The 6,779-nt window shown below is 68.4% G+C and carries 4 protein-coding genes; 3 read left to right on the forward strand and 1 reads right to left on the reverse strand.

Translation table 11 applies throughout. The features are described 5' to 3' along the window. Nucleotide 1: 1 nt before the first annotated feature. On the reverse strand, nucleotides 2–1,204 hold the full coding sequence (locus ABD481_RS44330; protein ID WP_344671949.1) for an acyl-CoA dehydrogenase family protein: 1,203 nt from the start codon (nucleotides 1,202–1,204) through the stop codon (nucleotides 2–4). Nucleotides 1,205–1,274: 70 nt separating this feature from the next. Between ABD481_RS44330 and ABD481_RS44335 the strand changes: the two genes are divergently transcribed. The 3 genes from ABD481_RS44335 (at nucleotide 1,275) to ABD481_RS44345 (ending at nucleotide 6,545) form a co-directional block, all read left to right on the forward strand. After that, on the forward strand, nucleotides 1,275–4,604 hold the full coding sequence (locus tag ABD481_RS44335; protein ID WP_344671950.1) for an AfsR/SARP family transcriptional regulator: 3,330 nt from the start codon (nucleotides 1,275–1,277) through the stop codon (nucleotides 4,602–4,604). Continuing rightward, the gene (locus tag ABD481_RS44340) at nucleotides 4,601–5,002 is read left to right on the forward strand and encodes a MerR family transcriptional regulator (protein WP_344671951.1); all 402 of its coding nucleotides are present in this window, start codon (nucleotides 4,601–4,603) and stop codon (nucleotides 5,000–5,002) included. The genes ABD481_RS44335 and ABD481_RS44340 overlap by 4 nt, the downstream gene beginning before the upstream one ends. A 178-nt stretch (nucleotides 5,003–5,180) precedes the next feature. Further along, complete coding sequence (locus ABD481_RS44345) at nucleotides 5,181–6,545, forward strand: IS4 family transposase (RefSeq protein WP_344671952.1); 1,365 nt, start codon at nucleotides 5,181–5,183, stop codon at nucleotides 6,543–6,545. The last annotated feature ends 234 nt before the right edge of the window (nucleotides 6,546–6,779 follow it).

Raw genomic sequence — 6,779 nt, forward strand, 5'->3', positions numbered from 1 at the left:
CTCAGAAGTTCTTCGGCAGGCCCAGGCGCCGCCGCGCGATGATGTTCTTCTGCACCTCCGAGGTGCCGCCGCCGATGGTGTCGAGCACCGTGTAGCGGTAGGTCGACTCGGAGCGGCCGGCCATCGGGGCCTCCTCGGTGCCGACGCGCAGCTGGGAGCCGGGGGCGGCCAGGTCCATGGCGGCGTCGGCGACGCGTTGGGACAGTTCGGTGGCGTAGAGCTTGTACTCGCTGGACTCGGTGGTCGGTGGCGGGCCCGGTTTCGAGGACGCGGCCACCACGCGCAGGCCCAGCAGTCGGGCCACCTCGGCCTCGGTGGTCAGGCGGGCGACGCGGCGGCGGGTGACCGGGTCGGCGCGGACCGGTTCGTCGTCGACCTCGGCGGTGCGGAGCCAGTCGACGAGCAGCTGGAAGCGCGCGGCGATGGGGGAGAAGGTGAACATGGTGAAGCGCTCCAGGTCCAGCGCTTCGGAGATGTACTGGAAGCCCTTGTTCAGCTCGCCGACGCGGTGGTCGTCGGGTACGAAGACGCTGTCGAAGAACACGGAGTTGGTGCGCTCGTCGCCCATCGTCCAGATGCCCTGGACGGTGATGCCGGGGTGGTCCAGCGGGACCAGGAACAGCGTGATGCCGTGATGCTTCGGGGCGTCGGGATCGGTGCGGGCGCCGACCCAGTACCACTCGGCGAAGTGCGCCGAGGTGGTCCAGGTCTTCTGGCCGTTCAGGATCCAGCCCTCGACGCCGTCCTGGACGGCGCGCTCGGCCTTGAGCTTCATCGACGCCGCGTCGGAGCCGGAGTCGGGCTCGCTGTAGCCGACGGCGAACTCGACCTCGTTGCGCAGGATCTTCGGCAGGAACTCCTCGCGCAGGGACTGCGGGCCGTGCGCCAGGACGGTCTTGCCGATGATGCCGACGCCCTTGCCGATCTGCGGGGCGCCGCGCCGGGCCAGCGCCTCGTTCAGCAGGTACTCGTAGACGCCGTCGCCCTCCGCGCCGCCCCACTCCTTGGGCCAGGTGATGCCCAGCCAGCCCCGTTCGCCGATCCGCCGCATGAACGCGCGCCGCGCCGGGGTGTCGACGATCTGCGCCATGTTCTCGCGGGTTACGTCGAAGACGCTGGTGTCGCCGGGGGTCTGCGCGGCGTCGAGGAAGGCCTCGACGTCGGCCGCGAACGCCTGCTGCTCGGGCGTGAAATCGAAGTCCATAGTGCGGCTCACCGTACATCTGACGGTGTGTCAGATCAAGGCGCGGGAAAGTGCCGCGTATCTTGGTGAGGTGGCAGACAGCACGTGGCGGTTCAGCGTCCTGGGTCCGGTGCGCGGCTGGGGCCCGGACGGGGAGCTCGACCTCGGCTCGCCGCAGCAGCGGGAGCTGTTGGCGCTGCTGGTGATGCGGGCGGGGCGGGCCGCTACGGCGGAGGAGCTGATCGATGCTTTGTGGGGGCAGGGGCAGAGTCACGGTCAGGGGCAGAGTTGGGGTCGGGGTCATGGGCAGGGTCGGAGCCATGGGCAGGGTCAGGGAGCTCCGAAGGGGGCTTTGAGCACGATCCGTACTTATGCGTCGCGGCTGCGGCGGGTGCTGGGACCGGTGAGCCCGATCACGTCGGTGGCCGGGGGCTACGCGCTGCATGTCGAGCGGTCGGCGGTCGACGCGCTGTGTTTCGAGGCGTGGCAGGCCGAGGCGGCGCGGTCGCGGGCGGCGGGGGACGTGGCGGGAGCGGCTCGGCGGCTGCATGACGCGTTGCGGTTGTGGCAGGGGGAGCCGTTGGCCGGGCTCTCGGGGCCGTTCGCGGTGGCGCAGCGCGGGCAGTTGGTCGAGCGGCGGCTCGGCGGGTTGGAGACGCGGATCGGTCTGGACCTGGAGTTGGGGCGACATGCTGTTGTTACTGCCGAGTTGGCGGTGCTGGCTGCGGAGTATCCGCTGCGGGAGCGCTTTCGGGAGTTGCAGATGGTGGCGCTGTATCGGTGTGGGCGTAAGGCGGAGGCTTTGGGGGTGTATGAGGCGACGCGGAGGACGCTGGCTGAGCAGTTGGGGATGGATCCGGGGCCTGATCTCAGGGTTTTGCGGGAGCGGGTGGTGAGTGGGGATGTTGGGTCGGAGGGGGTTGGGGTGGGGGCTTCTGTGCCGGGTCCAGTCCTGCCTCCGTTTCCAGTGCCAGTGCCAGTGCCAGTGTCGGTGCCGGTGCCGGTGCCGGGAGCGGGTGCAGCGGCGATTGCGGGGGCTGCGCCGGTCGCACCAGCCCGACCGGTTGCGGTGGCTGCGCCGGTTGCGGTCGCAGCGGTTGCAGTCGCGGCGGTCGCGGCGCCGGCCCAGTTGCCTGCTGATGTCGCCGACTTCACTGGTCGTGAGGCCTGGTCGCGGCGGCTGGTCGGCCTGCTGGGACCGTCGGACGCGGTCCATGTCGTGGTGCTGTCGGGGATCGGTGGAGTGGGCAAGTCGACGCTTGCTGTGCATGCCGCTCATCTGGCTGCTGCGAAGTTCCCCGATGGGCAGCTGTTCGCCGGGCTGCGGGGGACCGACCGGGATTCGGCGGAGCCGGGTGCGGTGCTTGGAGGGTTCTTGCGGGCACTGGGAGTGGATCCGGGGGCGGTGCCGGACACGTTGGCGGAGCGGGCGGCCTTGTTCCGTACTGTGTTGGCGGGTCGCAGGGTGCTGATTGTGCTCGACGATGTTCGGGATGCCGAGCAGATCCGGCCGTTGTTGCCGGGGGTCTCTGGGAGTGCGGTGGTGGCTACCAGCCGGTCGCGGTTGACCGGCGTGCCCGGTGCGCGGCTGCTGGAGCTGGGGGCGTTCGACGCGGGGGAGGCGCTGGGGCTTTTCCGTGCGGTCGCGGGGGATGAGCGGATCGCGGGGTCGGAAGGGGCGGTGCGGCGGGTGGTCGCAGAGTGCGGATACCTGCCGCTGGCTGTGCGGATCCTGGCTTCCCGGTTGGCCGCGCGGCCGCGATGGAGTGCCGAGACGTTGGAGGAACGGCTGCGGGACGAGACGCGGCGGCTGGATGAGCTGCGGGCGGGGGATCTCGCTGTGGAGGCGACGTTCCGGTTGGGGTATGAGCAGCTGCGGCCGGAGCAGGCGCGGGCGTTTCGGTTGTTGGCGGTTCCTGATGGTCCTGATTTCGGGGTGGGCGCGGCTGCGGCGTTGTTGTGTCGGGATGAGGAGGCTGCGGAGGAGCTTGCTGAGGAGTTGGTGGATCTGTGTTTGGTCGAGTCTCCGAGTCCGGGGCGGTATCGGCTGCATGAGTTGTTGCGGATGTTCGCGCGGCGGGTGGGGGATGAGGTTGATGGGGTGGGGTCGGCGCGCGCAGCACTGGATCGCTTAAACGAACACTATCTCGGTGTGGCGGCCGGGTCGGCGACGGTCGTGAATCGGTGTGGTGCCGGGTTGGTGGGGTTGATCGCGGCGCCGGTTTCACGTGCTGTGCCGGCTGATCCGGCGGGGTGCATGGCGTGGGGGGAGAGGGAGCGGGAGGCTGTTTGCGCTGTGGCTGCGCAGGCTTTGGGGCGGCAGCGGTGGCAGCAGCAGCAGCGGCGGCCGGGTGGTGGGGGTAGGGGTGGGGGCAGTGGTGGAGGTGGCGGTGGGGGTGGCGACAGCAGCGGTGACAGTAGCGGTGTGGATGTTGTCGATGCCTGCGCTGATCTCCTGTACTGGATGGGGATCCTGTGCCAGTCGGGGCAAGGGGATCAGGACTTGGCGCGGTTGGCGGCGGTGGTCATCGACGAAGCCGATCGGGAAGGCAACCGTCGTGCCGAGGTGATCGCGCGATCGCAGCTGGCGCAGTCGCTGTCGCAGGCTTGGTACTTGGCGGAGGCGTCCGTGCAGGCCACGGCTGCTGTCGCGGTGGCTCGGACGCTGCCCGAGCCGGGGTATCTGCTGGAGGCGCTGTCGGTGCTGTCCGGTAATCATTGGCGGGCTGGTCAGGATGCTGATGCTGTCGAGGTGTCAGCCGAAGCGCTTCATCTGTTGCAGGCCAACGGGGCCGGGTGGGAGGAGCTGTCGGAGGCTCAGCTGAATCTGGCGCAGTGCTTGTGCCGGGTCGGACGTCCGGTGGAGGCGCGGGAGTTGGCGGAGACCGGGCTTGCTCTGCGTCGGCTGCACGGTGATGTCAGTGCTCTGGCTGACAGCCTCCACGCCACGGGGATGGTGCTGCGTGCTGCCGGTGCGCCGGGTCGTGCGGTGGCGTGTCATCGCGAGGCTGCGGAGATACATCGCGCGATCGGTCAGCATCGGCGGCTGGGGTGGTCGTATCTGCGGATGGCGGAGGCGTTGATCGACGTGGGGGAGGACGGGGCGGCGCTCGACTCCGCGCGGGAGGCGGTGGAGATCTTGACCGAACTCGGTGATCGCCCGGGGCGGGGGCTGGCGTTGGTGCTGGTGGGGCGGATGCGCGAGCGGCTCGGTGATGAGGGCGCCGCCCGGAGTGCCTGGCAGGATGCCTACAGCGTTTTCGAGGGGACTTTGTCGCCGGTGACGGTGGAGCTACGCGGGTTGCTCGGGTTGGGTGGCTCGGCTGAGCAGCGGTGGCGGTGGCCGACGTGGCTTCCACGCCGGCCGGTGGCGCCTCGGGCGACTCCTGGAGTCCGGTCGGCTTCTACGATGAACCCATGACTGAGACCTATTCGCCAGCTCAGACGGTCGAGATGTCTGGATTCAGCCTGGATACTCTGCGCTACTACGAGAAGATCGGCTTGATTGAGCCCGTTCAACGCGCCGCCGGCGGACATCGCCGATACAGCGAAGATGACATTGGATGGCTCGACATGCTCCGCTGCCTTCGTGGCACTGGGATGCCGATTGCGCAGATGCACAGCTTCGCCGTCCTGGCGCGGGAAGGCGACGACACGGTTGCCGATCGGCTTGCGCTTCTTGAGGAACATGACGCGGCGGTCGAGGCGGAGTTGGCGCGCTTGAGTGAGCAGCGGGGGAAGATCCAGGCGAAGATTGAGTACTACCGTTCGCATCTTGCGGGGCGGGCGGCGGTGTGTGAGGAGGTTGGTGGGGGGTGAGGAGGGGAGGTTGGTGGGGAGTTGGGGAGGTTGCTGGGAGTTGGGGAGTTGGGGAGTTGGGGGGGCGGATGGGTTGAGGGGGCGGATTAAAGTCAAAAGCTGTGAAAAGCGAAAGGCAGGCGCCTCCAGCGGGGACCTCTGATCCAATGCCGTTGGTTTGGGTGGGTAAGTAAGTGTTATGAGTGGTGCGCGGCATGTGTGGACTGGGTTGACGGGGCGGGTGAATCTTGGGGTTCTGACGCGGTGGGTGAGTCCTGATCTGGTGGCCGCGGCGGTGTCGGGGCGGGTGCCGCCGTCGGGTCCGCGGCCGTCGCCGTTGACACCGCAGTTCATGGTGTATTTCACGTTGGGGCTGGCGTTGTGGTCGCAGGATTCCTATGAGGATGTGCTGGACAATTTGACGGCCGGGGTGCCGGAGTTGGCCGGTGCCTCGGTGGACAAGTCATCGCTGCACAACGCGCGGCAGAAGTTGGGGTCCGCAGCGATGGCTGAGGTGTTCGCACAGGTGGCGGCCGCCCCGGTGGCCGGTGCCGGCACGGCCGGTGCGTGGTGGCGAGGCCGGCTGGTGTTGGCGGTGGACGGGTTCGTGGTCGATGTGAAAGACAGTGCCCTCAATCGTGTCGCGTTCGCCGCACCTACCGGGGCACAGCCGCGGGCCGGGTATCCCCAGGCCAAAGTGGTCACGTTGGCCGAGTGTGGGACGCACGGACTGCGGGCGGCGGCGATCGGTGGCTATCTGAGTCCGGAGCGGGAGCTGGCCGAGCAGGTGATCGGTGCGGCCGGGCCGGGGAACGTGGTGTTGTTCGATGCCGGGTTCCCCTCGGTGCGGCTGTTCCAACTGGCAGCCCAGCAGCAGGTGGCGGTGGTGATGCGGGCCGGGGCGGCTATCGCACGCAACCCGGTGCAGCTCCTGCCCGACGGCTCCTGCCTGGCCACCCTCGACACGGTCAAGAAGTCCGGGGCCAAACGCATCGGCCAGGTGACAGTACGGGTGATCGAGTACCAGGTCGGTGGCCACAAGGTGCGGCTGCTGACCAACCTGCTGGACCCCAACACCGCCCCGGCCGCCGAACTGGCAGCGTTGTACGCCCAGCGCTGGCAGACCGAACAAACCTTCCGGGAGATCAAAACCATCCAGCAGGGCCACGAATACGTGCTGCGCTCCGGCAGCCCAGAACTGGTCCGCGCCGAGATCTGGGGCCACCTGATCGTGCACCTGTGCCTGAACCGGCTCAAAACAATGATCGCCGACCAGCGTGGAATGGACCCCGACCGGATCAGCTTCATCAAAGTCCTCAAACACGCCCGCCGCACCGTGATCGCCCAACTAGCCCACACCGTCAAAGCCGCCACCGCCATCGCCACCGCCATGGCCGCCGACCTATCCCGCTACCTCAACCCCGCCCAACACCCCCGCACCAGCTACCGATCCACCAAACGCATACGACACCGCTACCCACGCCGCCCCCACACCCGAATCGGCAAACCCGTCACCACACCCGCCCCACACCACACCATCACCCTCATCCCAACCACCACCTAACACACCCCAACACCCAAACCAACGGCATTGGGGACCTCTGATCCCTCGGAGAACTGGCGCCAGCTCCATAGGTGGGCCCGGCTAGTCCCTGCGCTGACGGTTGGTGGGGTGGGGGTTTGTTCCCCTCGCTCACGTCGGCAGCCCTACGGGTACAGCACCGCCGCCCAGGTATCAAGTCCATGCCGCTGCGGTGATGGTTGTTGGGCTGCGGTTGGGCTTGCATGAACTTGACAC

The organism is Catenulispora yoronensis (genome assembly GCF_039531695.1).
Lineage (GTDB): Bacteria > Actinomycetota > Actinomycetes > Streptomycetales > Catenulisporaceae > Catenulispora > Catenulispora yoronensis.